The 24,345-nt window shown below is 63.6% G+C and carries 28 protein-coding genes; 7 read left to right on the forward strand and 21 right to left on the reverse strand.

The features are described 5' to 3' along the window. Positions 1-50: 50 nt before the first annotated feature. Positions 51-887, reverse strand: a complete 837-nt coding sequence (locus ASD31_RS21555) for a phytanoyl-CoA dioxygenase family protein (RefSeq protein ID WP_056338922.1) — start codon at positions 885-887, stop codon at positions 51-53. A gap of 111 nt (positions 888-998) precedes the next feature. Here ASD31_RS21555 and ASD31_RS21560 point away from each other — a divergent pair, with 111 nt between their 5' ends. After that, a complete protein-coding gene (locus ASD31_RS21560) occupies positions 999-2,051 on the forward strand; it encodes a LacI family DNA-binding transcriptional regulator (protein WP_056338923.1) in 1,053 nt (350 codons plus the stop codon). A 63-nt stretch (positions 2,052-2,114) separates the two neighbouring features. Here the strand turns inward: ASD31_RS21560 and ASD31_RS21565 are convergent, their stop codons facing one another. Continuing rightward, entirely contained in the window at positions 2,115-2,369 is a 255-nt protein-coding gene (locus ASD31_RS21565; protein ID WP_056338925.1) for a hypothetical protein, read from the reverse strand. A 200-nt stretch (positions 2,370-2,569) separates the two neighbouring features. On the opposite strand from ASD31_RS21565, the gene ASD31_RS21570 reads away from it, so the two are divergent. Further along, positions 2,570-2,824 (forward strand): hypothetical protein, encoded by a 255-nt coding sequence (locus ASD31_RS21570; protein WP_156392755.1) that lies wholly within the window; start codon positions 2,570-2,572, stop codon positions 2,822-2,824. 33 nt (positions 2,825-2,857) lie between these two features. On the opposite strand, the gene ASD31_RS21575 is transcribed toward ASD31_RS21570, so the two are convergent. The 5 genes from ASD31_RS21575 to ASD31_RS21595 all read right to left on the reverse strand — a co-directional run bounded on the left by ASD31_RS21575 (position 2,858) and on the right by ASD31_RS21595 (position 7,823). Further along, positions 2,858-3,415, reverse strand: coding sequence for a DNA-3-methyladenine glycosylase (locus tag ASD31_RS21575; protein WP_056338929.1), 558 nt, complete (start codon positions 3,413-3,415; stop codon positions 2,858-2,860). Between the two features lie 97 nt (positions 3,416-3,512). Continuing rightward, complete coding sequence (locus ASD31_RS21580; RefSeq protein WP_056338931.1) at positions 3,513-5,024, reverse strand: NnrS family protein; 1,512 nt, start codon at positions 5,022-5,024, stop codon at positions 3,513-3,515. Then, a complete protein-coding gene (ric, locus tag ASD31_RS21585) occupies positions 5,024-5,695 on the reverse strand; it encodes an iron-sulfur cluster repair di-iron protein (protein WP_056338933.1) in 672 nt (223 codons plus the stop codon). The genes ASD31_RS21580 and ric overlap by 1 nt, the downstream gene beginning before the upstream one ends. Then, positions 5,692-6,315 (reverse strand): UbiX family flavin prenyltransferase, encoded by a 624-nt coding sequence (locus tag ASD31_RS21590; protein WP_056338935.1) that lies wholly within the window; start codon positions 6,313-6,315, stop codon positions 5,692-5,694. The genes ric and ASD31_RS21590 overlap by 4 nt, the downstream gene beginning before the upstream one ends. Beyond that, positions 6,312-7,823, reverse strand: coding sequence for a UbiD family decarboxylase (locus ASD31_RS21595; protein WP_056338937.1), 1,512 nt, complete (start codon positions 7,821-7,823; stop codon positions 6,312-6,314). The genes ASD31_RS21590 and ASD31_RS21595 overlap by 4 nt, the downstream gene beginning before the upstream one ends. Positions 7,824-7,933: 110 nt before the next feature. Here ASD31_RS21595 and ubiT point away from each other — a divergent pair, with 110 nt between their 5' ends. The 3 genes from ubiT to ubiV are packed head-to-tail and all read left to right on the forward strand — an operon-like array spanning position 7,934 to position 10,347. Continuing rightward, on the forward strand, positions 7,934-8,437 hold the full coding sequence (gene ubiT, locus ASD31_RS21600; protein WP_056338939.1) for a ubiquinone anaerobic biosynthesis accessory factor UbiT: 504 nt from the start codon (positions 7,934-7,936) through the stop codon (positions 8,435-8,437). Continuing rightward, on the forward strand, positions 8,428-9,405 hold the full coding sequence (gene ubiU, locus ASD31_RS21605) for a ubiquinone anaerobic biosynthesis protein UbiU (protein WP_056338941.1): 978 nt from the start codon (positions 8,428-8,430) through the stop codon (positions 9,403-9,405). The genes ubiT and ubiU overlap by 10 nt, the downstream gene beginning before the upstream one ends. A gap of 9 nt (positions 9,406-9,414) precedes the next feature. Continuing rightward, complete coding sequence (ubiV, locus tag ASD31_RS21610; RefSeq protein ID WP_056338943.1) at positions 9,415-10,347, forward strand: ubiquinone anaerobic biosynthesis protein UbiV; 933 nt, start codon at positions 9,415-9,417, stop codon at positions 10,345-10,347. A gap of 40 nt (positions 10,348-10,387) precedes the next feature. Here ubiV and ASD31_RS21615 read toward each other — a convergent pair whose 3' ends face one another. The 14 genes from ASD31_RS21615 to nirK form a co-directional block, all read right to left on the reverse strand. Then, entirely contained in the window at positions 10,388-10,759 is a 372-nt protein-coding gene (locus tag ASD31_RS21615) for a YbaN family protein (RefSeq protein WP_056338945.1), read from the reverse strand. Between the two features lie 65 nt (positions 10,760-10,824). Beyond that, positions 10,825-11,340: a hypothetical protein gene (locus ASD31_RS21620; protein WP_156392756.1), complete on the reverse strand. Its 516-nt coding sequence runs from the start codon at positions 11,338-11,340 to the stop codon at positions 10,825-10,827. 122 nt (positions 11,341-11,462) lie between these two features. After that, positions 11,463-11,609, reverse strand: a complete 147-nt coding sequence (gene ccoS, locus ASD31_RS25625) for a cbb3-type cytochrome oxidase assembly protein CcoS (protein ID WP_082520660.1) — start codon at positions 11,607-11,609, stop codon at positions 11,463-11,465. Continuing rightward, on the reverse strand, positions 11,606-13,882 hold the full coding sequence (locus ASD31_RS21625; protein ID WP_056338949.1) for a heavy metal translocating P-type ATPase: 2,277 nt from the start codon (positions 13,880-13,882) through the stop codon (positions 11,606-11,608). The genes ccoS and ASD31_RS21625 overlap by 4 nt, the downstream gene beginning before the upstream one ends. A gap of 9 nt (positions 13,883-13,891) precedes the next feature. After that, positions 13,892-14,698: a DUF2189 domain-containing protein gene (locus ASD31_RS21630; RefSeq protein WP_056338951.1), complete on the reverse strand. Its 807-nt coding sequence runs from the start codon at positions 14,696-14,698 to the stop codon at positions 13,892-13,894. A 28-nt stretch (positions 14,699-14,726) separates the two neighbouring features. Then, positions 14,727-14,924 (reverse strand): hypothetical protein, encoded by a 198-nt coding sequence (locus ASD31_RS21635; protein WP_056338953.1) that lies wholly within the window; start codon positions 14,922-14,924, stop codon positions 14,727-14,729. Then, positions 14,924-15,805, reverse strand: a complete 882-nt coding sequence (gene ccoP, locus ASD31_RS21640; protein WP_056338956.1) for a cytochrome-c oxidase, cbb3-type subunit III — start codon at positions 15,803-15,805, stop codon at positions 14,924-14,926. Before ccoP ends, ASD31_RS21635 begins: the two co-directional genes overlap by 1 nt. Beyond that, positions 15,796-15,969: a cbb3-type cytochrome c oxidase subunit 3 gene (locus tag ASD31_RS21645; RefSeq protein ID WP_056338958.1), complete on the reverse strand. Its 174-nt coding sequence runs from the start codon at positions 15,967-15,969 to the stop codon at positions 15,796-15,798. Before ASD31_RS21645 ends, ccoP begins: the two co-directional genes overlap by 10 nt. An 11-nt stretch (positions 15,970-15,980) precedes the next feature. Further along, on the reverse strand, positions 15,981-16,733 hold the full coding sequence (gene ccoO, locus ASD31_RS21650; RefSeq protein ID WP_056338959.1) for a cytochrome-c oxidase, cbb3-type subunit II: 753 nt from the start codon (positions 16,731-16,733) through the stop codon (positions 15,981-15,983). 4 nt (positions 16,734-16,737) lie between these two features. Next, positions 16,738-18,396, reverse strand: coding sequence for a cytochrome-c oxidase, cbb3-type subunit I (gene ccoN, locus ASD31_RS21655; protein WP_056338961.1), 1,659 nt, complete (start codon positions 18,394-18,396; stop codon positions 16,738-16,740). A gap of 568 nt (positions 18,397-18,964) precedes the next feature. Further along, positions 18,965-19,351: a pseudoazurin gene (locus ASD31_RS21660; protein ID WP_056339153.1), complete on the reverse strand. Its 387-nt coding sequence runs from the start codon at positions 19,349-19,351 to the stop codon at positions 18,965-18,967. 180 nt (positions 19,352-19,531) lie between these two features. After that, a complete protein-coding gene (locus ASD31_RS21665) occupies positions 19,532-20,227 on the reverse strand; it encodes a Crp/Fnr family transcriptional regulator (RefSeq protein WP_056338963.1) in 696 nt (231 codons plus the stop codon). Positions 20,228-20,331: 104 nt separating this feature from the next. Next, complete coding sequence (locus ASD31_RS21670) at positions 20,332-21,240, reverse strand: SUMF1/EgtB/PvdO family nonheme iron enzyme (RefSeq protein ID WP_056338964.1); 909 nt, start codon at positions 21,238-21,240, stop codon at positions 20,332-20,334. 92 nt (positions 21,241-21,332) lie between these two features. Beyond that, a complete protein-coding gene (nirK, locus tag ASD31_RS21675; protein WP_056338966.1) occupies positions 21,333-22,463 on the reverse strand; it encodes a copper-containing nitrite reductase in 1,131 nt (376 codons plus the stop codon). 176 nt (positions 22,464-22,639) lie between these two features. Here nirK and ASD31_RS21680 point away from each other — a divergent pair, with 176 nt between their 5' ends. Then, a complete protein-coding gene (locus ASD31_RS21680) occupies positions 22,640-23,851 on the forward strand; it encodes an NnrS family protein (RefSeq protein ID WP_056338968.1) in 1,212 nt (403 codons plus the stop codon). A 295-nt stretch (positions 23,852-24,146) separates the two neighbouring features. Beyond that, the gene (gene napE, locus ASD31_RS21685; RefSeq protein ID WP_056338970.1) at positions 24,147-24,341 is read left to right on the forward strand and encodes a periplasmic nitrate reductase, NapE protein; all 195 of its coding nucleotides are present in this window, start codon (positions 24,147-24,149) and stop codon (positions 24,339-24,341) included. Positions 24,342-24,345 lie beyond the last annotated feature (4 nt).

The following is a 24,345-nucleotide window of genomic DNA, read 5'->3' on the forward strand; positions in this document are numbered from 1 at the left end:
AGTCTTGCCGGGACCGCCCGGCTATGAGGCAGGCATTCGGTGCCGGTGGCTCAGGCCGGATCGGCGCCCATGACGAGGCCTTCGATATCGTGCTTCTGACTGATCGGCACGAGCTCGTCGACGACCCGGCAGACAAGGTGCTTCTTGGCCTTTTCCGGCAATGCGTCGAAATAGTCCTGGGTGACCATCATGTCGTGAAGTTCGGCATGGCCGGCGCCGGGCGCATCGACGCCGAGCACCATGACGGGGCGTGCGATCGGCGACAGATGTTCGGTGCCGCGATGGACGGTGAGCGCCGAGCGGCAGGAAATGTCGCCGCGCTGCGGATATTTCTTGCTGGCGCGCTCCTGGAAACGGCCCCAGAGTGACTTGTCGGGAAACATTTCATGTTTCCATTCGCGGCCGTCGTCATACTGCGTGCCGGGCGCCACCTCGAAAGGGCCCATGTCCGGGGTGACATCGACGCCGGTCAGGTTGAAGGCGAGCGAGGTGATGCGCCGATCGACATAGGTATCGGTGGGCGACGGAAAATCGCGATGCCAGGGCTGGTAGCGCGCACCCTGGAAAGGCACGTCGAGGCCGATCTCGACGATCTGGTAGTCCGGCCCCAGCGCGTTTTCACACATGGCGACGACCCAGGGATGGGTGATGAGATCGACGAAGCCGCCGAAATCCTGCGGATGGATTTCGACATACCAGCGCCTCGGGCCGCGACCGACCGCACCGCCGGGCCGCTGGATGGCCGACCAGAAGGCGGTCATCATGTCCTCGCGCATCGCATCGGCCCATTCGGACGAAAAGGCGCCCTTCAGGCCGGTAATGCCATCGGTCTGCAGGGTCTTGAGATTTTCGGTGACGTCGTAGGAAATATTGGCGGGGGCGTTCATCTGTGTCTCCTTCTCCCTATGCGGCCAAAGGGTAGCGTAACTAATAATTATTAGTCAATATGCTTATGGCGATTAATAAGCTAGGGTCGCGGTTCCAATCGGGAAGCATCATTGACCAGAACCAGACATGAAAAGCCGCCGCGCCGCGTCACGATGACGGATGTGGCGCGACTTGCCGGCTGCTCGCAGGCGACCGTCTCCTTCGTCCTCAACAATGCGGCGGGGGTGAAAATCTCAGCCGATACGCGCGCCAAGGTCGTCGAGGCGGCGCGCAGTCTCGGCTACGGTGCCCTGTCGCTGATTCATCGGCCGCATCTCGCTCCCATGCGCTCGGGCAGCATCGGCTTTCTCTGCGACCAGCTTGCCACCAGTCCCGAATCGGTCAATGCGATCGAGGGCGCCCGCCAGGCCTGCTGGGAGGACGGCGTGACCATCCTCGTGACCCAGACCATGGGCAATCCGGAGATGGAGCGGAAAGCCGTCGAGACCATGCTGCGCAGCGGCATCGACGGGCTAATCTATATGACGATCTTCACCCGCCAGGTGGTTCTGCCAGCCTTCCTGCATGACTTGCCGGTGCCGGTCGTGCTGCTTAACTGCCATTCGGCCGATCACGCCTTCCCGGCGGTTGTTCCCGATGAGGTTGCCGGCGGCCTTGCGGCGACCGAGGCGCTGCTTGCGTTGGGGCATCGCCGTATCGCCACCATTGTCGGCGAGCCCTTCATGCCGGCCGCGCAGGACAGGCTCAAGGGCTATAGGAAGGCATTGGCCAGGGCCGGCATCGATTACGATGCGCAACTGGTCGGCGAGGGCAACTGGTCGCCAACCTCCGGTTTCGAGGCCACGCAGCGCTTTCTTGGCCTGAAGGAAAGACCGACGGCCTTTTTCTGCCAGAACGACAAGATGGCGTCGGGCTGCTACAACGCGCTGCGCGATGCCGGCCTTGCCATTCCGGGCGATGTCTCGGTGATCGGCTATGACGACGACGAGCTTTGCCGCCATTTGCGCCCGCAACTGAGCACGCTGATCCTGCCGCACCGGGCCATGGGCGCCTGGGCGATCGGCCGGCTTGCGCAGCCGCGCACGGAAAAAACCCATGCGCTGACCAAGATGGATTGCAACCTGATCGAACGGGAATCGCTGGCGCCGTTCATGCCGGCATGATGATCGCTGGCATGCGGCGGCCATCGGTTGCTGGGCGACGATGCACGCATGGATGCCGTCGCTTCAGTACCTCGGTTCGCCACCGGGCGCATAGGCCGTCGTCTGCTCGAACTTGAACTTGTGGCCGCAGTGGCAGCGGATCACGTGCTTGCGCGGATTGGTGGAGGCAAATTCGGTCTCGAAGCCCGGCGCCAGGCTGTCGATCTGGAATCCGCGCGTCTTGCGGCGGGGATCCTCCTCCTCGGAGACATCCGCAAAACCGGCATGGCCGCAATTGCCGCATTCGAGCTTGCGTGAATATCGATCTCGTGCTGCCATGGTCGTTCCTTAACATATCTCGGGCGAATCTCGCTTTCTCATTGTTTTCGTGAACGATCATCTAGCTTTGCGCAAGCTTCCCGTGCGATTGTACAGGCTTGGACGGATGCCTGCGCACCCGTCATGCCGATATGCGCTGCCTGAACCAACAGCGGATCATCTTTATATCCGGCTTGGAAAAGCCGAAGAAGGAGGGTTCATTGCTCACCCAAGCCGCTATTCGATCGGAGCTTATCCTTACCTCCGACGACCTCGATCTCTTGACCGAATTTCTCAACGCCTGGTGCGCCGAGAACTCGGTTCACATCGAATCAGAAGCCGCGCGCGAGGTGGCGACCGCGCTGATCGACTGGTACCAGTCGGGCATCACCGATCGCACCCAGCTGAAATCCATGCTGAGGGACAGCCTGCCCATGTCGCCGGAGCTGCAGCACCTGCTCGGCCAGATCGGCTAAGCCGCCCCGTCTTGACCTCTTCTCGCGCCGCCGTCACTGCGGGAACTTCCGGCTGACGAAAGCCGATCCCTTGAGGCCGAACCGCCAGAGCCGGTCGGCCGCCTTGGTGATGCCGATTCGCGTACTGATCGAGATCTCTGGCTGTTGCGGCGGCAAGACCAGCTGGAAGGGCGGTGCAAGGAAATTCGTCCCGTCCTGCTCGATGCCGATGGCAAGCGCCTGGCAGAGCCGCCCGGGGCCGGCGCAAAGCAGCCGAAGCTCGCTGCGGCCGCGCCGCGACTGCATGAGGTCGGTCCGAAGGGTTGGCTCAAGCGCCCTGATCAGCACCGCATCGCCGCTTTTGCACACGACGTTCAGGCACCAGTGCATGCCATAGGAGCGGTAGACATAGGCAAGTCCCGGGCCGGCGAACATCGTCCGGTTGCGCGGCGTCATGCCGATGAAACTGTGGGAGGCCGGATCGTCGCCCTGATAGGCCTCGGTCTCGACGATGATGCCGCCGACGCCCCCGAAGGTAAGCTCCGCGCCAATGAGAGACGGCGCGACGAGGCAGGCGTCGCGGTCGAACAAGGCCTGATCCGTCTTCGTCATTTTCGATCCGCGCAAATCATCATCAAAGCCGGCCCAAAATCAGCAGTCAGCCACCGGGCGTCAAGCCCGGCGATGGCCGTGAGACGGGCAGCCGGCCTCAATCGTAGGCGGCGCCTTCTGCGCCGAGCCGCTCGCGGGCAAGCTGGCGGATGGCGTCCTTGGCATCCTCAAGCTTCCAGCCGACGCTTTCCGCCCGGCGTGCAAGGGCGACCAGCGCCTCCGGCATGTCGGTGCCGGCTGCGGCACCAAGACTGATGTCGGAGAGTTCGACAAGATCGTCGAAGGAGGGGCGAATGGCCTCGATCGCCTCTGTCTGCGGGTTGGTATCGGGCGCGGGTATCGACTTCATCGGAGGCATCGGCAAGTTCCTCGTTTTCCATCGCTCACTAACGGCGCATTCGCGCGGTTGTTCCAGGCTGTGGTCACGAAGATGGGCCGCGCTCAGGACCGGTCCTTCGAGCGGGCCGGTGAGGGCGCGCGGATAGGCGGAGAGGAAAAACAGCCAGCCCAGCATCCAGGCCGCGGCCGGGATGGTGGTCGGATCGAGCCAGTCGAGCGTAAGCATCGGTGCGAGCACGCGCAGCGCCGCCGAAAGAAAGACGAGGGCAAAGGCAAGGGCGAGCCGCAGCCCAAGCCGAAGCTTGCCGTCCTCCCGCACCATCGCCGCGCGCGCCATGATCGCCAGCACCATACTGCCCATAGCCCCCATGGTCAGCCCGTGCAGGGCGGTGGCGCGGTCGATGATATCGGGCGCGGACAACGCCAGGCCGGTGAGCGCAAGCCCCAGAGGCAGCCAGAGCCAGGCGAGATGAAGGATGAACAAGGCCGGATAGCGCAGGGCGTGCCAGCTGCGCCATCGCGCCAGGCGGACGAGTTGCAGCAGGGCTGAGAGGATCAGGCAGAACCCGGCTTCCCGCTCCCATCCGCAAAGGAGCGCGATCAGAGCGGCGAGGTGGAGAACGAGAGCGGCCGCCTGGAGTAGGGGCGTATCGGCCAGGCGGGTGCCCGAGTTGGTTCGTGCCAGCCAGTGGCGCGTAAAGGCCGGCACGGCGCGGCCGCCGACGAGGCTGATCGTCAGTGCAAACAGGAGCGTCACCAGGATCGACCCGTCGATCGTGCCGCCGCTATCGCCCGGCCACGCCAAGAAAGCCTCCGCCGTTCCCAGCGCTGTCACCACCAGCACGGTCCAAAGCCGGTTCCACAGGCGCGCTTGGAGAAGAGATTTTGCCAGGAACGACGCCAGGAGGACGAAATAGGCGGAGCCGCCGATGAGATGGATGGCGAAGGGCAAATGGCCGGACAGGGCGAAGGACAGCCGGGCAAGCAGCCAGAGAAGGCAGAGGTGACCGGTGATGCGCGGACCGACCCGGCCCCTGCAGGCTCTGTTGGTCCAGGCCGGCAGGGCGGTCAGCAGATAGCCGCCGACGGCCGCGCCGCCCATGCCGAAGAGAAGTTCGTGCCGGTGAAAGGAGACCGGCTCCGGGCCGAAGTCCGCCGGCAGCAACCAGGCCAGCGGCGCGGTGAGCGCCCACAGCCCGGCAAGGAAAAAAAGGGGCCGGTGCGGTGCCTGCCACAGGGCATGACCGAACCCACCCCCTAAAGCCCGCATCAGACGGATGCGGGCTCAGCCTCGAAGCGCGGGAACAGCACCGCGTTTTCGAGGTGCATGTGATGGACGAGATCGTCGGCGAATTTCCGCACGCCGGTATAGAGCGCGGTCCAGGAGCCGCAGGCCCCTTGCGGAAGCGCAAGACCATGCGTCACATGCTCGATCATGACCAGGTGGCGTGCCTCATCCTCATGCTCGTGGCGCATCTGCGCGATGGCATGCACGGCTGCCGGGCTGCCGCCACGCTGCATCATCGGAAACAGCACCTGTTCCTCCTTCTTCATGTGTTCGGTAAGGTCATCGCGTAGCGCGATCAGGGTGGTGGCAAGCCCGACCGGTGCATCCGGATGGTCGCCATGGACCCGCTCCACCTTCTGGGCAAGCGGGATCAGCCATTCGAGTTCAGTGCGATGCGTGTCGTGGTAGCGGCTGAGAAGATGGGCGATCAGTGCCGGCGTGTCTTCCGGCGCATCCCGTCCCGCCGCCGCGACAAGCGCTTCCAGTTGCGAAACCAGTTCGGCAGGCGCAAGCCCCGCCTTCTCGGCGGCGTCGGCAAGGGTAACGTCGCCGCCGCAGCAGAAATTGATGCCCTTGCTGCGAAAAAGTTCGGCCGCGCCGGGCAGGTCTGCCGCGACAGCGCTGACGGTCTTGGTGAGGGTGATGTCGGTCATGTCCACTCCTTGCTTTGGTTTGTCGGGGAAAGATCGGTGTCTGGTTTTTCGCCCTGCCAGGGGCGGGCCATCGGCGCGCGTGAAAGTGCCAGGAGATCGATGGCACGGGCGGCGAGGTGATCGACGATCTCCGCAACCGTCTGAGGCCGGTGATAGAAGGCCGGCACCGGCGGCATCACAATCGCACCCATCTCGGTCACCGTGCACATATTGCGCAGATGACCGAGATGCAGCGGCGTTTCGCGGGCAAGCAGCACCAGCCGGCGGCGCTCCTTCAGTTGCACATCGGCGGCGCGCGAAAGCAGCGTGTCGGTATGGCCGGTGGCGATGGCCGAGAGCGTGCGCATCGAGCAGGGCGCGACGACCATGCCGCTGACCGGAAAGGAGCCGCTGGCGATCGCCGCACCGATATCGGCCTGGGGATAGACGCGGTGGCTGAGCGCCGCGATCTGCGCGAGCGCTTCCGGTCCGTGCTCCAGCCGCAGCGTCCGGCGCGCCGCATCCGAAACGACCAGATGGACCTCGACGCCGGCAAGCGCCGCCAGCTTCTCGACGATCCTGACCGCGATCACCGCGCCCGAGGCGCCGGAAATGCCGACGATGACCCGTTCCGCCATCATGCGACCCGCTCCCCAAGGCCGAGCGACGACCAGAGCCGGTCCACGCGGGCGGTGACATCCGCCGACATGGCAAGCACCCGGCCCCACTCACGGTCGGTCTCGGTATCGATCTTGGTGGTGGCGTCCAGCCCCATCTTGCCGCCGAGGCCGGATTTCGGAGAGGCGAAGTCGAGATAGTCGATCGGCGTATTGTCGACCAGCATCAGGTCGCGGCTCGCATCGAACCGGGTGGACAGCGCCCAGATCACATCCGGCCAGCTGCGAATGTCGATATCCGGATCGACCGCGATGATCAGCTTGGTATAGTTGAACTGCGGCAGGATGGACCAGAGCCCCATCATGATCCGCCGCGCCTGGCCGGGGTAGCGCTTGTCGATCGAGACGACCATGGCGCGGTAGGAACAGCCTTCCGGCGGCAGCCAGAGGTCGCGGATTTCGGGAAACTGCCGCTTGACCAGCGGTACGAAGAGTTCGCTCATCGCCTCGCCGAGCCGCGAAGGCTCGTCCGGCGGCCGGCCGGTATAGGTGGAGAGATAGAGCGGGTCGCGGCGCATGCTGATCGCGGACAGCGTGACGACCGGGAAATCCTCGACGGAATTATAGTAGCCGGTATGATCGCCATAGGGGCCTTCCGGCGCGGTTTCGGCAACGGAGACGGTGCCTTCGAGCACGATCTCGGCCTGCGCCGGCACGGGAAGGGGAACGGTAATGCCGGTTGCCGTTTCCTGGCGCTTTCCCTTCAGCAGGCCGGCAAAGCTCAACTCGCTCATGCCGTCGGGCAGGGGCATGACGGCGGCCAGGATCGTCGCGGGGTCGGCGCCGATGACGATCGCGACCGGCATGTCATGCCCGAGCGCCTGCCACATCCGGTGATGCCGCGCCCCGCCGCGATGGGCGAGCCAGCGCATGATCAGCCTGTCGCGGCCGAATTGTTGCAAGCGGTAGACGCCGACATTGATATCGGAGGGATCGCCCGGCGCCTGGGTGATCACCAGCGGCCAGGTGATCAGCGGTGCGGGCTCGCCCGGCCAGCAGGCCTGGATCGGCAGGCGGTCAAGATCGAGATACTCACCGCGCCAGACGATCTGCTGGCAGGGCGCGCGCGTCACCGGGCGCGGGTTCATCGACAGGGCGGCGCGCAGATGCGGCAGTTTCCGCCAGGCATCCCGCATGGATTTCGGCGGGCGCGGCTCGCGCAGGTCGCAGAGTAGCGATGCCAGGCCCGGCAGGCCGCCGGTGCCGACGCCCAGGCCCCATTCTATCCGTTCGCGCGTTCCGAAGAGATTGGCAAGGAGCGGGATTCCATGTGTCTTGCCAGATGCTCCGACCGGCCGTTCGAACAGCAGCGCCGGCCCTTCCGCCGCAAGCACGCGCCGGTGGATCTCGGTGATGTCGTGCACGAGCGAAACGGGCTCCGATATGCGCCGCAGCCGCCCATAACTTTCAAGCGTCGCGACGAAATCCTGAAGATTGGAATGGGTGCGCGGGGGCAGGGCGTCGGCTTTCATGCTCCTTTTCTGTCGGACAAAAAGCGGACCGTCTTTGTGCTGGCGCAAACTTGGCGCGGGCGCCACGGCCTAGGTTCGGCTCTCTTTTCCCGCACCGGAAAGTCGCCCGCATGTCCCTTCCGCCGCTTCTGACAGCACCCCTCGATCTCGTTCCGCTTCCCGTCATCGAATATGTCGCACGAACGCTGTTCGCCAATATCCTCAAGTCGCATCCGGATCTTTTCGAGCGTCTGGGGGATTATTCCGGCAAGCGCTACTGCTTTTCCCCGACGGACCTGCCCTTGGACTTCATCGTGATTCCGGGGAACAAGTCCCTGACCGTGCTGCGCGCCGGACAACCGGTTGCCGATGCGCGGATTTCCGGGCCGCTGGTGCTGCTTCTTGCCCTGCTCGAAGGACGTTGCGATGGCGACGCCCTGTTCTTCTCGCGCGACCTTTCCGTCTCCGGCGACATGGAGGCGATGCTGGCGCTGCGCAATGCGCTCGACGATAGCGCCATCGACCTGCCGGAAAACTTGGGTGCCCTGGCAGGACCGCTGGCGCCGCTTCTCAACCGGGCCGGCTGCTATGTCCGCCAGCGAGCCTTGAGCGGAAAGGTCGCCGCATGGAACTGATCTGCCCGGCCGGCACACCTTCCGCCTTCCGCGAAGCCGTCGACGCCGGCGCCGACGCCGTCTATTGCGGCTTCCGCGACGAGACCAATGCGCGCAATTTTCCGGGGCTGAATTTCAGCCGCGATGAACTGGCGCAATCCATCCAATATGCCAGGAAACACGGCGTGCAGACTTTCGTCGCGCTCAACACTTTCATGCGGGCCGGCGACGAGGCGCTGTGGTACCGCGCCGCCGACGATGCGGTGCGGCTGGGGGCGGATGCGGTGATCCTCGCCGATTTCGGGCTGATGGCCTATGTCGCGGAAAACCACCCCGAACAGCGCCTGCATGTCTCGGTCCAGGCCTCCGCCTCCAATCGCGATGCCATCCAGTTCCTGGTCGAGGCCTTCAATGCCAAGCGGGTGGTGCTGCCGCGCATCCTGACCACTCAGGACATCGCCCGGCTGACCCGGCAGCTTTCCTGCGAGGTCGAGGTCTTTGCCTTCGGCGGTCTCTGCGTCATGGCCGAGGGGCGCTGTTCCCTGTCCTCCTATGCGACCGGCAAATCGCCCAACATGAACGGCGTCTGTTCTCCGGCAAGCCATGTGAAATACCGGGAGGACGGCGAGGAGATGGTGTCGGAGCTCGGCGGCTATACCATCAATCGCTTCGGCGCGGGCGAGGCCTCGGGCTATCCGACGCTCTGCAAGGGCCGTTTCGAGATCGACGGCGCGGAGACCTATGCCTTCGAGGATCCGGTCTCGCTCGATATCATGGACCATCTCGACCAGCTGCGCGACGCCGGCGTCAGCGCCCTCAAGATTGAGGGGCGCCAGCGCGGCAAGGCCTATGTCGCCGAAGTGGTTTCCATCCTGAAGAAGGCGCTGAGCGCCGAGCCCGCCGCACGGCCGGCACTGATCTCGCGCCTGCGGCTGATGAGCGAAGGCCAGCGCACCACCTCCGGCGCCTTCGAAAAGCGCTGGCGATAGGAGAGCGTCGTGGAGCATCAGCAAAGACCCTGCCTCAGCCTTGGCCCCGTCTACTATCTCTGGGACGGCCCGAAATGGCGGGATTTCTATTTCCGCATCGCCGACGAGGCGCCGGTCGCCCATGTGGTGATCGGCGAGACGGTCTGTTCGAAGCGCGAGCATTTCATCGAACCGCATGTAGCCGACGTGGTGGAGCGGCTGGAAGCGGCTGGCAAGCAGGTCGTTTTTTCTTCGCTTGCCATGGTGACGCTGGAGCGCGAAAGCCAGCGCGTGCGGGCGCTCGTCCGCGACAGCACTCATCCGGTCGAGGTGAACGACCTGGCAGCACTCGGCCTGATCAAGGGAAAGCCGCATTCGATCGGCCCGCTGGTCAATGTCTATAATGCGGCGACCGCCAGGCTGCTGGCGGGGCGGGGTGCCGTGAATATCTGCCTGCCGCCGGAACTGCCGATGCGTTCGGTGCGGGAAATCGCGTCCTCGATGCCGGATGTTTCCTTCGAGGTCTTTGCCTTCGGGCGCATGCCGCTGGCCATTTCGGCACGCTGCGCCCATGCCCGCTCGAAGGGGTTAGTCAAGGACAATTGCCAGTTCATCTGCGGCGAGGAGCCCGACGGCCTGCCGCTCCGGACGCTCGACCGTCAGTCTTTCCTGGTGCTGAACGGCGTCCAGACCATGTCGCACAGCTGCGTGGCGCTGGTTGGGGAACTCGATGATCTCGGTGCGGCCGGCATAGCCCGCATCCGCCTCTCGCCGCAGGACTGCGACATGGTGGCCGTCGCCAAGCTCTATCAGTCCGTGATGGAGGGACGTCTCGGAAGCGAGGAAGCAATCGACAGGCTGCAGGCCATCTACCCGGCCGCGCCCTTTTCGAACGGCTTCTATCACCAGAAAGAGGGAGCGGCCTGGATCGCGAAGGGGCGCACCGCCGGACTTGGATTGTAGCAGGCCGGATTGTCGCAAACCCGGACTGCAGCAAGGCAGGTCAGACCGGGCCCTTCGGCCGGGCGCGCGTCAGGATGAACAGCGCGCAGGTCGTAAGAACAAGCCCGACCCCGGCCAGCACCGCCAGGGGCGGCTCAAGGGTCAGCCAGAGCATGGCATAGCTCAACGCCATCATGCCGACGGCGGCCAGCTTGGCGGGCAGGGCGATCGCCCGCTCAGTCCGCCAGGATTTGAGGCCGGGACCGAAATACCGGTTTCCGAGGAGCCATTGTTCGAAGCGCGGCGAGGATTTCGAAAACAGCCAGGCAGCGAGCAGGAGAAAGGGCGTTGTCGGCAGGCCCGGCAGGATCAGGCCCACCGCGCCGAGCGCAACGCAGAGCCAGCCGGCCCCCTGCAGCAGAAGGCGGGTCATGCCAGTGCTTTCCTGCCAAGGCGAAAAGGCGCTGTTCCCCTGAAATCATTTTCCCCTGCCACTGTTCAGGCTCCGGACATATGGCGCTGCCGCCAGGTCTTCGTATCGACCATCCCGGCTTGCGTCAGCACTGCATTCGCCGCGTCGAAATGCTCGTCGCCCAGGCGAACGACCAGCAGGCAACCGCCCTGACGCAGGCATTCCTCGTAAACTTCCGCATCCTCTTCCCGCACATCGGTGCCCTTCAGGGCGTCGATCAGGCTTGCGATCGTGCCGCCGGCAACAACTCCGGCACTGGCGCCCGCGAGCGCCGAGGCCAGCCAGCCGAGCGCGACGAGGGGCCCGAGCGCCGGCGCCGTCATCAGGCCGATCCCGGCCGCAAGGCCGATCGCGCCACCGCCGGCAGCCCCCAGGCCGGCACCGACCGTCGTCGTTTCCACCGGATCGAGCGTTGTTCCCAAGTCCTTGCTGTCGGAGGAAAGAATGCTGATATCGTCCGAGGAAATGCCCATGCGCTCGAGGTCTTCCATCGCGCGTGCGGCGGCATCAGGATTGTCGAAAAGCCCGGAAATTGTCTTCATCACGCTCTCCACTCCATCGATGCCAGCAGTCCGCCAGGGCGAATATCCAGTGAAATCGAAACGTGCCGCTTCCCGATATGGTTCCTTCTTTGCCGCCATCGCCATCCCGCCGCCTGGGTGCCTCACTCGCTGTCTTCGTCCATCAGCACCCGTTCGGCGGCGCCGTTCAAATCCTCGTACTGGCCGGAGCGCAGCGACCAGAAGAAGGCGGCAAGGCCGATGGCGCCCATGAGGATGGTGATCGGAATGAGAACGACAAGATAGCTCATCGTGGCTCCCCGCTGGCAGGCGCCGGTCGCGCCGGCACGGTCCCGCGCTTGGCCGGTCGGCCAAGGCGCAGCGCATTTGCCACCACAAGCACGGAGGACATGGACATCGCGATCGCCGCGAGCAGCGGCGTGACATGCCCGGCGATCGCCACCGGTACGACGATGACATTATAACCGATGGCGAGCACGAAATTCTGCCGGATCAGGGCGCCGGCGCGCAGCGATATGTTGAGGGCGGTATCGACGGCGCGGAGATTGTCGTGCAGGAAGACGAAATCGGCGGCATTGCGGCCGATATCGACGGCGGTTGCCGGTGCCATCGAGACATGGGCCGCCGACAGCGCAGGCGCATCGTTCAGGCCATCGCCCACCATCAGCACCTTGCGACCGGAGGCCTGCAGCGCGCGGATATGATCGACCTTGCCGGCCGGCAGCATGTCCGGTGCAAAATCATCGATGCCCACCTCCGCGGCAACGCCTGAGACCGCGGCCGGCGCGTCGCCGGACAGGATCTCGATGGCAAGCCCGCGTTGCCGCAGCGCCGCCACGGTGTCGCGCGCGCCGTCGCGCAGCCGGTCGGTGATGAGGAATGTGGCAAGCACCTCGCCGTTTCGCGAAAGGACGGATGACGACATCGACGCGGCGCCCGGATCGGCCGCCTTTTCGCCCGATGCCCAGGCCGGGCGCCCCAGCCGATAGACATCGCCCTTCATGCGCGCCTCGACGCCCAGTCCGTGGATCTCCTCGACGCTGTCTAAGACGGGCAGGGCGGCCGCGTCGCCCTGATAGCCGGCCGCGATCGCGCTCGAGACCGGATGCCTGGACAGGCGGGCCATGGCGACGGCGATGGCGAGCACCTCGGCTGGAATTGTGTCGGTGTTGACGAGGCGCGGCTTTCCCGAAGTCAGGGTTCCGGTCTTGTCGAAGATCACGCTGTCGGCCTCGGCAAGGCGTTCGAGCGCCGAGCCGTCCTTGACCATGATGCCGCTTTCGAAGAGGCGACGGGCCGCCACCACCTGGACGATCGGCACGGCAAGCCCGAGCGCGCAGGGGCAGGTGACGATCAGCACCGCGATGGCGATGGTGATCGACAGATGCCAGTCGCCGGTCGCATAAAGCCAGCCGAACAGGGACAGCGCGGCCACCGCATGGACGACGGGGGAATAGAGGCTGGAGGCGCGGTCGGCGAGCCTGCGATAGCGCGCCCGTCCGCCCTCCGCCGCTTCCATCAGGCGCACCATTTCGGCGAGGAAGGAATCTTCGGCACGGGCGGTCGCCGTCAGCACCAGCGGATTGGCGAGGTTCATCACGCCCGCCTGCGCCAGCGTGCCCACAGTTGCCGGCTTCCACTGGCTTTCGCCGGAAACGAGCGCGCAGTCGAGTTCCGAGCGGCCGTCGCTGACGATACCATCCACCGGCACCCGCTCGCCGGCTGCGACGATCATCCGCATGCCAGGCCGGATGTCACTGAGTGCGATATAATCCTTTGCACCATTGTCGGCGATCACGGTCGCGCCGCTCGGCGAAAGCCTGGCCAGCGCCGAAACCGCCGAGCGCGCCCGCTGGCGCATGAGGTGATCGAGCGTCCGTCCGATCAGGAGGAAGAACAGGAGCGAGGTGCTCGCGTCGAAATAGGCATGCGGAGCGTTCTGGAATGTGTCGTAGACGCTCAAGGCGAAGGCAAGCAGCACGCCGATGCTGATCGGAACATCCATGTTGGAGCGGCCATGGCGCAGGGCCGACCAGGCGGAGGCATAGAAGATGCGTCCCGAATAGAGGATGGCCGGGAGGGCAAGGGCGGCGGAAACGAGATGGAAGGCGTAGCGGGCTTGTTCATCTGCGCCCGACCAGACCGACAACGACAGCATCATGATGTTCATGGAGCAGAAGCCGGCCACCGCCAGCGCCTTGATCAGGCCGGTCAAAGCCGGGTCGCGGCTCTCCTGTGCGGCCGCGAACAGATGCGAGGCGTGCCCCGCCCCGGCCAGTTCGGCGATCAGGTCGGGCGCCGGCCCGTCACTGTCGCGCCAGTTCACCGTCACGCGCTTGGTCGAGAGGTTGACGCGGGCGGATTCGACGCCTTCAACTTTCTTCAATGCCCGTTCGACGGAGGCGATACAGGCGCCGCAATGGATATCGGGAACGGATAGCACGGTCTGGCGCAACCCGTCCCCGAGGTCGCGGCTGGTCAGCCTTATCTCCTCGCGCAGGCCGGAGACCTCACTGGCATTTTCCAGGAAGGACCGCGCATTGGCCGGTTCGCAGCAGGACATCGGCTTTCCTCAGCGCATTGCTCCGTAGGCATGCCAGGTGGCGTGTCCCAGGAGCGGGAAGATCACGATCAGGCCGATGAAGCCCGTCGCGACGCAGATCAGGAAAAGGCCGAGCACGATCGCGCCCCAGGCCAGCATGACGGGAAGATTGTTCCAGACCAGCGCGATGCTCGATCCCATGGCCGTGAAGGCATCGACGCGCCTGTCGAGCAGCATGGGGATGGAAAAGACGCTGATGGCAAAGGCAAAGCCGGCAAACAGCGCGCCGACGAAACCGCCGACGACAAGCATTGCCCAGCCGATGGGCGTGGTGAACAGGATTTCGGCGATATGATCGATACCGGGAAAGGGGCGGATACCGAAGAACAAGGCATAGACCAGCACGGCCGCCCGCATCCAGACCAGCAGCAGCAGGCAGAGAAGAAGGCCGGTGAAGAAGATCTGCGCGCCGGCAAGCGGCCGGGCGAGCAGGATCGAGCGCGTATCGAGCGATTGTCCAGCCTCGAGTGCCCGGCTCTTGGCGTAAAGTCCGGTAGCAAGGACCGGCGCGACGATCATGAAGCCGGAAATCGCCGGAAACAGGAAATAATCCCAGCCGACCGCGACCATGATCCAGACGCAAAGGACCGAAAGGGCGAAGATCAGGACGCCATAGACGAGGCTGAGCATCGGCTGTTGCCAGAGGTCGCGCCACCCGCTGGAAAGCCAGTCGAGGGGGGCTCGCGCGGGGAGATGGCGCTGCCATGCCGGGTTCCGCGTTTCCTCGATCGTGGAGGTTTCGCTCAACAGGCCGTATGACTTTCTGAAACCGATCATTTCCGTTCTCCGAGCCTCGATATTCTGATCAACAGGACGACTTCGCCGCCCGGAACTGGCCGGGTTGGGCGCCTGGATCCTTCATGTGGGCGACGCAGCCGGGGTCGCTGGTGAAGGACACATAGACAAGATGGGCGTTGGCCACGATGAAGACCAGCACCGCGCCCAGCACCAGCGCCCAGATGGACAGGCGCGCTCCGCGAAATGCCCTGGCGCCGGCTTCCATCACGGGTTCTCCCGGCCGAGCGAATCGACATAGAGGGCGAGTATCTTGATGTCCGCCTTGGACAGGCGCTCGTCCCATGTCGGCATGTGACCCTGGCGGCCGCCATGGATCGAGGCGATGATGGTTTGCAGGTCGCCGCCATAGACCCAGTAATTGTCCGTGAGGTTCGGCGCGCCGACCTCCTGGTTGCCCTTGGCATCCTCGCCGTGGCAGGCCGCGCATGTGGTCAGGAATACCTCCTGCCCGGCCTTGACCAACTCGACATTATCGGGCGTGGAAGTCTCGGGATTGGTCAGCGAATGGACATAGGTGGCGACCTGGCGGACCTGCGTCCGGTCGAGCATCTCGTCGCGCCCGAAGGACGGCATCTGGGCGATCCGGCTTTCGCTGTGCCGCGAATTGATTCCGACCGTCAGCGTCTCGGCGATCTTTTCCGGCCCGCCGCCCCACAGCCAGTCCTGGTCGGTCAGATCGGGATAATTGCTGCGGCCCTTGCCGTCGGAACCGTGACAGGCGGCGCAATTGTCGCCAAAGAGCTGATGACCGGTCTCGCGAACGGTCTTCATGAGCTGCTCGTCGGCGCTGATCTCGTCGAAGGACTTGGTTTCGATCGCCGTCATCCAGTCGGACCGGGCGGCCGTCGCCGCGACCATCTTTTCCTCGACGGTCTTGCGCTGGTCGATGTCGAGCAGGCCCTTGGTATAGGTGGAACCGAGCGGCCATGTCGGCAGCAATATCCACCACAGAAGGGCGAACAGATGGGTGGCGACAAGAAACATCAGCACGCCGCGCGGAACCGGCGTGTCCAGTTCCTTGATGCCGTTCCATTCGTGACCGGTGGTCTTGCGGCCGGTGACGGGGTCGATTTCCTCTATTTCCATGGCTTGTCGTCCTCGTCCCGCAGAATGTTCTTCTTGGCCTTGTCGAACCGCTTTCGGTTGGACGGCCAAAAGGTGTAGATCAGCACGCCGATCGAGAAGGCGATGAGATAAAACAGCCCCCAGCTCTTCGAGACCGAAACGAGGGTATCATGGTCGACGTCCATTTCTGATCTCCTCAGTTGTTCGGATCGGGCGCCTGTTCGGGCGCGGCGGTGTTCTGATAGGGCGCCTTTGTCAGGCGCCCGAGCACCTGCAGATAGGCGACCAGGGCATCCATCTCGGTCACCCGCGTGGTGACGCCGTCAAAGGCGCTGACCTGGGTTTCCTCGCCATAGCGTTCCGTCACCCCGGCGGCGAACTCGGTATCGGGAGAAGCCTGCCCGAAGGCGTCGCGGGAAGCATTCTCGATCATCTCGTCCGTATAGGGAACGCCGACGGCGCGCTGTGCGGCAAGATGAAGGCCGAGATCGTCCATTTTCAGCGTGTTGCGCGCCAGCCAGCGATAGGCCGGCATGTTCGATTCCGGCACGACGTCGCGCGGATTGGTCAGATGCGCCACATGCCAGAAATCGGAATATTTGCCGCCGACGCGCGCAAGATCCGGACCGGTCCGTTTCGACCCCCAGAGCATAGGATGGTCGTATTTCGATTCGACCGCCAGCGAATAGGGTCCGTAGCGCTCGACTTCGTCGCGCAGCGTGCGGATCATCTGGCTGTGGCAGGCATAACAGCCCTCGCGGACATAGATATCCCGTCCGGCCAGCTCCAGCGGCGTATAGAGGCGCATGTCATCCACGGTCTCGACGGTTTCGTCGATCGTGAAGAGGGGGGCGATTTCGACGATGCCGCCGACGCTCGCCGCCGCAATGATCGCGATGGCAAAGCCGATCGAGGTTCTTTCGAGTTTCCGGTGAAACAGTTCACGCATGTCTTTACTCCGCCGGTGCCGTCACGTTTTCGGGAAGTGGACCCTGGTCCGGGCCTGCCGGAGCCCGGTCCGTCAGCGCTTCCGGGCTGTAGCGAACGGTCATCCAGATATTGTAGCTGGCCACGATCGCGCCGAGCAAGAACAGCAGCCCGCCGAAGGCACGGGCGATGTAATAGGGATACATCGCGACCAGGGAATCGAGGAAGGAATAGGCCAGCGTGTCTTCCTGGGTATAGGTCCGCCACATCAGGCCCTGGATGATCCCGGAATTCCACATCGCGAAGACGTAGATGAGGGTGCCGGCAAGGGCGAGCCAGAAATGCACCTCCACCAGCATCGCGGAATACATCCGCTCCCGCTTCCAGAGCGTGGGAACCAGTGTGTAGAGCGAACCGAAGGTGATCATCGCGACCCAGCCGAGCGCGCCGGCATGAACATGTCCGACGGTCCAGTCCGTATAATGGGACAGGGAGTTGACCGGGCGGATCGCCATGAAGGAGCCTTCGAAGGTCGACAGGCCGTAGAAGATCACTGCCACCATGATGAAGCGCAGGGTCGCATCGTCGCGCACCTTGTGCCAGGCGCCGTTGAGCGTCAGCAGCGCATTGCCGGCCGATGCCCAGGAGGGAACCAGAAGCATGATCGAAAAGGTCATGCCGAGATTCTGCACCCAGTGCGGCAGGGCCGTGTAGTGGAGGTGGTGGGAGCCTGCCCACATATAGAAGAAGGTGATGCCCCAGAAGCTGAGGATCGACAGCCGGTAGGAGAAGATCGGCCGGCCGGCACGGATCGGCAGATAGTAATAGAGCATGGCCAGGAAGCCGGCGGTGAGGAAGAAGGCCACCGCATTATGCCCGTACCACCATTGCACCATGGCATCCTGCACGCCCGCCCAGACGGTATAGCTCTTGGCATGTCCAAGCGATACCGGAACGGCGATATTGTTGACGATATGGAGCATCGCAACGACCAGGATGAACGCCAGGTAATACCAGTTGGCGACATAGATATGCGGCTCGCGGCGGCGCGCCAGCGTGCGGATATAAAGAATGAAATAAACGACCCAGACGACGACCAGCCAGAGATCGGCATACCATTCCGGCTCGGCATATTCCTTGGACTGGGTCAGCCCCATGAAATAGCCGGTCACGGCAAGGATGCAGAAGAGATTGAAGCCGAACAGCACGAACCAGGGGCTGATCTGGCCGGCGAGCCGCGCCCGCGATGTCCTCTGCACGACGTGGAAGGAGGTGGCGATGAGCGCATTGCCGCCGAAGCCGAAGATCACCCCGGTCGTATGGGCGGGACGCAGGCGGCCGAAACTGGACCAGGCGGCGTCGAAGGCGAGGTTGGGCCAGGCGAGCTGTGCCGCGACCCAGACGCCGATGAACATGCCGAAGACCGCCCAGGCCATGGTGAGCGCGATGCCCACCTTGATCGGGTCGTCGTAGTAGCGTGTCCTCAGGCTGAGATCGGGCTCCCGTTCGTAGAAGGAAGAAAGCACGACATAGAGAAGCGCGCCGCTATAGAGCAGCACGATCAATCCATGGACGCCAAGCGGATCGGCGCGGCCGGCCGCCGCCATGGCGATGCCGAGGACGGCAAGGACGACGAGAATGACGGCTGCAAATTGTCGTTCCCCGGAGGTTAGTTGCTTGACCATTTCCCGCTCTCCTGTGCTGCTTCCGTTTCACGATGCTGGCTGATCATCCGCCAAACGGCTTCATCGGCAAATTTCATTGTATCCGCCCGTCGATACACGTTCGACGCGCCTCCTCTTCCGATAGTCCGCAGTCTGTCGTCAACGCGCATTGCGTCGCACCTGGCAAAGCGCGATTTGAGCCACAGGTGCGGGCCGGTCACTCGGGAAGGAACGGGAAGTGCACCGTGCGTGCGGCGAAGGAGGGTCTTGTCCCGGTCCGTGCGGGAGTGGCGCGGATCGAGGCGCTCACATTGCCGGAATTCATGGCCCTCGGTCATTGTCCACCCTGAATTTCTGCGTCTTGCACTGCGCCGCGCATGTGATGGTTGCACCCCTTCAGAGGAATTTCAATCCCTCGGAAGGCGATGGTCGCATCGGCAATACGGCAAGCGTGACATCGCGACAGGAGCAGATGTCATTTTGGGATCGGCAGGTGCGGCTCTCTGCCGCGCCCGTGGGCAAGCGCCGCTCCGACCTGCAGTTCGGATTGCCCGGCGGGCCGGGCAATCGAGGAACGGAAGCGGTGGTCTCAGAGACCGGCGGCGGCGATCTCCGCGTCGAGACGTTCGCGGGCCTTCTTCGGCAGCTTGGCGGTCTTGACCGCGTCGAGATTGGCCGGTGCGTCTCCGACGACGACAAGGCCGACCATGCCCATGCCGACATGCGGCGCGCATTTGATCGCATAGGCGCCCGCAACGTCGAAGGTCACCTTGATGGTCTCGTTCATCTTGCCCTTGAAGGCGGTCGCGCCCTCGGGGATGAGGCCTTTGATGGTTTCGGCGTTATGGGACTTGTCCGTTGCGATGAAGGTGACGGTATCGCCCTGCGCAACCTTGACGAAGGCCGGCTCGAAGACCATGGCGCCGCTCGCGCCCTTGTTCATCATGTGAACCTCGAAGTCGGCGGCAGCGGCCATGGAACCGAAGGCCGCGGTCAGGAAGGCGGCGCCAACCAGAGTCTTAAGGAACTTGCTCAATGTCTTACTCCTGAATCAGAAGCCCGATCGGCTTCACGAGGGTTAAAATAGCCGGATCGGCGAATCGATCTTTGACATAACGCAAATTTCCAGCCGAAGACGCGCGGATCGTTGCGATCATCAGTCCTTGATGTGGTCGGCCAGGGCCGTCAGCCCCTCGACATCGCTGACGAGGAGTTTCTGGCGGCCGCCCTCCACCAGTCCCTTCGCCTCCCAGGCGCTGAGAATCCTCGAAACGGTATGAAGCGTCGTGCCGGTCATTTCGGCAATGTCCTGGCGCGATATCGGGAAATCGATCCGCACGCCGGCGCCTTCCTTCTTTCCCGCCTGGCCGGCGAGCCGCAGGACGGCGTGGGCGACGCGGCGCTCCACCTCCTGCGTCGACATTTCGCGAATGCGCGTATGGGCTTCCTCCAGCCGCTGGCCGATGGTCTGCATCGCGGTCACGGCGAGATGCGGGTTCTTGTCGACGAACTGGGGCCAGAGTTCGGTCGGCCAGCAGATCGCGATGCTTTCGGCGACCGCAAGCGCGGTCCCGGGATAATCGGTACGCTGCAGCGCCTTGGCAAAGCCGAACAGGTCGCCCGGATGGACGACGCGCACGATGATCTGCTGCCCGTCCTGGGTCACCTGCGTCACTTTCAGTCGTCCGTGCAGGAGCAGAAAGAAATGCGTTGCCGCGCCGCCCTGCTCGAACACGGCATCTCCCGGGAGCACCCGCCGCGCCGTGGAGTGGTTCAGCAGCTTGTCGAGCTCGTCGTCGCTCATCCTGTCGAACAGCGCAAAGGACCTGACCAAGCTCTTGTCTATTTTCACCGGCGTCACTCCATCTGCGTCGGCGCGGTTCTAGCATGACGGCGCGGATCAGTGGAAGTTACGATGGCGATTTGTCGCGCCCGGCCTTTGCAGGAAAGACCTTCTCAGACGGGAAAGTGCCTGTCTCGCAACCTGCTGATTAGCGGCGCGTACCACCGGGTGGATTTGACCAGCCTGAAACCGAGATTGTCGGGAGGCGTTCCCACCGCGCAGCCACCGCCCTTCGGATCACGCACGAAGGATGTCATGGGCGAGCGATGGTTTCCCACCGTCACATAAACCCCACAGGACGGCTCGTCGCGCAGCACCGTGCCCTCGCCATCGAGTTGGACGCGACGATGGCATGTATCGGTCCATTCCCAGATATTGCCGCCGAAATCGGCCAGCCCGAATTCGTTTTCGCCAAAACTGCCGCGAATGCGGGGAACGGGATCACGCTTCGAGCGCTCCGCAGCTTCGCGCTTGTAGTCGGCAAGCCAGCGGAGCGCGGGATTCCTGCTGTCCGGATCGAGACCGAAGGCATCGTCGGGAAAGCCCGTCCCGGCCGCGAAGGCCAGTTGCTCGTCCGTCGGCAGCGACCATGTTTCCCCGGTCTTGCGCGAAAGCCATGCGGCATAGGCCTGTGCGTCGTCATAACTGACGCCGGTGACGGGCATGTTTTCCCGGATTTGATGTACACCTTCCGCAGCCTTGCAGGCGCCGTCCGCTACGCAATGGTCGTAATCGCTGTGCGCGACCTGGTATTTCATGATGGTCAGCGGACGACTTTCATCCACCGTCGCCATCGGCGCGTCGATGACATGGCTGCCGCGCAGATATTCGCCATCGGCGCGATAGGAGAATTGGCGCGGCTCGATCGTCACGGTCTGCGGCGCGTAGAGCGCCGCCTCTGCGGGCGGCCCGGCGAGAAAACCCGCCTGATGGACGACCGCGCCGGACAGGCCCGCGAGAACAAGGGCTGGAATGAGGGTCTGGATGAAAGGAAGGGCAGGACGTGCTTGAAGTGTTGACATTGTCGCCCCCCAAAAGGCGATCCCCGGCATGAGTGCCGGATTATGCCGAAGACACGGGCCTGCGGTGCAGGCCCGTGTCGGTTCGGTGGCGGTCAGACGCCGCTCGGTGCGAGGATCGAGGTCATCAGGTCGTCGTTCCAGTCACCGGTGACGGTGAAGTGGGCGGCGGCGCCAAGCTCGAAGGCTTCGATCAGGTTGTGGTTCACATAGGCATAGATGCCCGGCTGCTCGAAGGTGTAGAAAGCGGCACCGGCGGTTCCGCCCGGGATGAACCAGGTCTCCTGGTCGCGGTCCGGCATGTTGTTGAACTTGCCGGTTGCCCAGACGAAGTCGCCATGGCCGCCGATGAGATGCGGCCGGGTGTCGCGGTTTGCCTGCGAGTGGACGATCAGCACCTTTTCGCCCACCGCGGCCTTGAGCGCATTCTCGCCTGTGAGCGCACCGACGGCACCGTTGAAGACGATATGGCTGGGTGTCAGCGTGCGCATGACTTCCAACGTATCCGCATAGGCGTCGCCGACGCTTTCATATTTCTTGTACGTCCCTGTCTCGTCCTTCGGCACGTAGAAATCCTGCTCGCCGACATAGTAGACGCGGTCATAGGTCAGGGCGTTCCCCTGGCCGTCGCTCAGGCCCTCGCGCGGCAGGACCATCATGGCGCCGTTCATGCCCGAAGTGACGTGCCAGGGCACCATTCCGGGAGGTGCGCAATGGTAGACGAAGACGCCGGCCTTGGTTGCCTTGAAGCGAAGGATGGTCTTCTCACCGGGGTTGACGACCGTTAGGGCACCGCCGCCGAGCGCACCCGTGGCCGAATGGAAGTCGATATTGTGCTGGAGCGTATTGGTCTCCGGATTGATCAGCGTCAGTTCGACATAGTCGCCCTGGTGGACGACCATCATCGGGCCCGGCACCGAGCCGTTGAAGGTCATGGCATGGACTTCGGTGCCTTGATCGTCGACGATGATCTTCTTTTCCTCGATGGTCATCGTGAATTCGACCACCTTGGGGCCGCCGACGGCCTTCTGCGTATGAGCATGCACGAAGGGAGGCCTGACCAGTTCGACCTTGGTGCGCGGCAAGGCCGACAGGTCGGTCGGGTTCATGACGGCAGGCGCTTCTTCGGCCTGCGCGAAGCGCGCCGTAACAAAGGGCGCCATGGCGCTGACGAAAGCCGCGCCGGCCAGCATCGAGCGACGGGTCATCTGGATATGTTCGGTCATCGGTTTTCTCCTTGGGCAAGAGCGGAGGTCTCTCCGTTCTGTTGATCTGGAATCTACTCCAGACCGCCCCGCGATCTTTGCTCCGGCACAAAGATTTCCGGAGTTTCCTTGCGTGATGTCAAAGAAGAGGACGCGATGTTTCTTTAGACATATGGGCTGGATACAGGAGTATTGACATGACGATCACATCGAACACTGGAGACAAGCCACACGGCATACCCAGAGGTCTCGCAAGAACAGGCCCTGTTCTGTTTTCCTACGGTTTCCGCCCGTTCTTTCTCGGCGGCGCTCTCTGGGCGGTGGTCGCGATGGCCCTGTGGATCGCCACCATCACCGGCGCGATGGGGTTTGCCGAGCAATATGGCGCCTATCACTGGCACGCGCATGAAATGCTGTTCGGCTATTCCTCGGCAATCCTGGCCGGTTTCCTTTTGACGGCGGTTCCGAACTGGACCGGTCGGCTTCCGGTTTCGGGCTGGCCGCTGTTCTTCCTGTTTCTGCTCTGGCTTGTCGGCCGGCTGGCCTTTCTCCTGTCGGACAGCATGGGGGTCGTTGCGGCGGTGGCCGTCGATGCGCTGTTTCTGCCGGCGCTGCTGTTCATCTGCGTGCGCGAAGTTGTCGCAGGGCGGAAATGGAAGGACCTCAAGGTCATCACCGGGCTGCTGGCGCTGTCGATCGCGAATATATTCTTTCACTACGAGGTCATTGTCGGCGAACATCCGGACATGGCCTACAGGCTGGCGATTTCAGCCTATGTCGGGCTGATCATGGTGATTGGCGGGCGGATCATCCCGAGCTTTACCCGCAACTGGATCAACGGTCGCAAGCGGACCGATTTCCCCGTGCCCTTCAACCGTTTCGATACGGTGGCGATCGCCCTTGGCGTACTGGCCCTCGGTCTGTGGGTGGTCGTGCCGGACAGCCGTTTCACCGCCGTCGGCGGGATGACGGCCGCCATGCTCCATGTCGTGCGTCTCTGGCGCTGGCGTGGATGGACGACCTTTGCCGAAATGCTGGTGGCGATCCTGCACATCGCCTATCTGTTCGTGCCGCTCGGCTTTCTTGCCATCGGCCTTTCGGCCATGGAGCTTGTCGATCCCGTCTCCGCCCTGCACGTGCTGACGATCGGCACGGTCGCCTCGATGATGATCGCGGTGATGACCCGCGCCACGCGCGGCCATACGGGCCGGGTGCTGACCGCTTCGGGAATGACGACTGCTTCCTATGTCGCCATCGTGCTGTGCGCGCTTGCGCGTCCCGCCGCCGGCTTCCTGCCGGGACTTGCCCCGACGATCTATGCGCTGTCAGGTGCATTGTGGATGGGCGCATTCGGCCTGTTCGTCTGCGAGTACGGGTTAATGCTGGGCCGGGTGCGCCGCAAGATTTAGGCATGCGAAATCCTGGCCGGATCGGCTCTGTCCGCATCCGGCCACGCCGCATAGGGATCCGGCCCTATTAATAACGCGACTGGAGTTTCTTGGGTCAGGCTTCTCTAAACAAGGAATTCCGGTATAAGTAAAATTGATGAAAATCAATTAATGCGGCTTTAGCGCCGTCCTTTACGATTTTTTCGGCTTATACTTGAATTTTATATCTGATTTGAAAATACCAGTTTTATTGTTCGCAGGTTTTGCTAGCATCGCACAGTGAGACGAAGCACCGGCGAAGAGGGGCGTGCGCGGCATGCAGAACGTGCAAACGCAAGACACACCGGAACTGCCCAGCCGCGCCAAGCTGCGTCGGCGGGAACTGATGACCTTCGCCATTCTCGCCTTCGGCATTTGGCCGATTGTCGCGGTGGGTATCGTCGGCGGCTTCGGTTTTCTCATCTGGATGTTCCAGATCATCTATGGCCCTCCCGGCCCGCCGGTTCATTGAGGGC

The organism is Rhizobium sp. Root482 (assembly GCF_001426565.1).
GTDB lineage: Bacteria > Pseudomonadota > Alphaproteobacteria > Rhizobiales > Rhizobiaceae > Pararhizobium.